Annotated in this window: 2 protein-coding genes; both read left to right on the top strand. The window is 75.2% G+C overall.

What is annotated here, in order from left to right:
* Positions 1 to 478, top strand: a 478-nt coding sequence (locus ACIQOV_RS41090; RefSeq protein ID WP_401056211.1) for an alkaline phosphatase family protein, incomplete at its 5' end; no start/stop codon positions are given.
* Positions 479 to 962: 484 nt separating this feature from the next.
* A complete protein-coding gene (locus tag ACIQOV_RS41085; protein ID WP_401056209.1) occupies positions 963 to 1,445 on the top strand; it encodes a hypothetical protein in 483 nt (160 codons plus the stop codon).
* The last annotated feature ends 47 nt before the right edge of the window (positions 1,446 to 1,492 follow it).

The following is a 1,492-nucleotide window of genomic DNA, read 5'->3' as shown; positions in this document are numbered from 1 at the left end:
CCCCGAGGCCTGGGAGGCGGTGGACGAGGAGGTCACCCGGGAGGCCGTCCACGTCCTCGGCACCGCCGACCCCGAGGCGTCCTTCGTGTACCTCGGCGCCGTCGACGAGACCGCCCACTTCCTGGGCTGCGGCGACGAGTACCGCGCGTCCATGCGCACCGCCGACGAGCGCCTCGGCCGCCTCCTCGACGCCGTCCGGGGCCGGGCGACCCACGCCGAGGAGCAGTGGACGGTCATCGTCGTCACCGACCACGGGCACGTGGACGCCGGCGGCCACGGTGGCCGTACCGCCGAGGAGCGGACGGCCTGGGTGGCCTGCGCCGGGCACGACATCCCGGCCGGCCCGCCCACCGGCGAGATCCGTCATCCGGACGTCGCCGCGCAGGTGTACGCCTCGCTGCTGCGTCCGATCGACCCGCACTGGACCCTCGACGGCCGCCCGTTCCCGGTCGCCCGTCCGGTACCGGCGGCGGTCTGAAACCGCGTCGCCCGAAGCGGTGGTGGTCCGAAGCGGCGGCGGCCGGTGACCCGGCTGCAGCAGGCCGGGCTGCGGCGGCTCCGGGCTTGAGCAAGGCTCGATCGGGGCTCGGGCCGTTCTCGACCCGGGCGTGCCAACCTGAGCGCCGGAGCGGCACGGACCCGGCGACCGGCGGTGCCGGGGCCTGTGGCTCAGGGATCCGTGGGGCCGGGATCCGCAGGTCCGGAATCCGCGGGCCTCAGGGTCCCTGCCGGAGGACATACGCCTGAAGGTGGAGAAGGTACCCCGTGGGTCGGAGACAAGTTCGCGACCTGGTGGTGACGATCCGACGGGTCCGGACGGGCCACGATGGTTGCACCGGACGGCGGAGCACGCCGACCGGGTCGGTGACGCGGACCTGAGCGGCCGCCGACAGCGAAGACGAGCGGCAGCGGCACGAGCGGCAACGGCCGCATCGGTCACGACACGGAGAGGGCAGTCGGGCATGAAGGGCATCGTGAGCAAGGTCGCGCTGGGAGTCGCGGGTACCGGCATGGCTGTCGCCGTGGCGGCTGTGGCAATCGGCCCGCGGGTGTCCGACTGGTACGACGAGCACCACCAGCAGCAGGGCGCGTACGAGACCGGCACCCAGGCCAAGGCGGACCGCCGGTCGATGCCGACCTGGCTGCCCGACGACGCCTCCGGGGTGAAGTACCTGATGTCCACCACGGGCGACGACCGCCTGCTGCGCGCCACCCTCCCGGAGGGCCGGCTGCCCGCCGGCTGCACCGCCGGGCTGCCGGGCAAGAGCGCGCACCCGGTGCCGCAGGCGCTCAAGGCCGGCTGGTTCCCCGAGAGCGTCGCGACCAAGGCCACCGGCACCTGCGGGCACTACAACGTGGCCCTGACCGGCAACCAGCTCTACGCCTGGCAGGACGGCGCCGCGGTGCAGGCGGCGCTGCGCGCCGAGCACGTCGCCAGGCGCTGAGTCCGGCGACCGGCCCCGGGGGCGCCCGCCGGCCGGGCGACGGCCCC

The sequence above is a fragment of the Kitasatospora sp. NPDC091257 genome (assembly GCF_044757675.1).
Taxonomy (GTDB): Bacteria; Actinomycetota; Actinomycetes; order Streptomycetales; family Streptomycetaceae; genus Kitasatospora; species Kitasatospora lactacystinica.
Note: the sequence above shows the minus strand (reverse complement) of the source record. Positions and strands in the feature narration are given on the sequence as shown.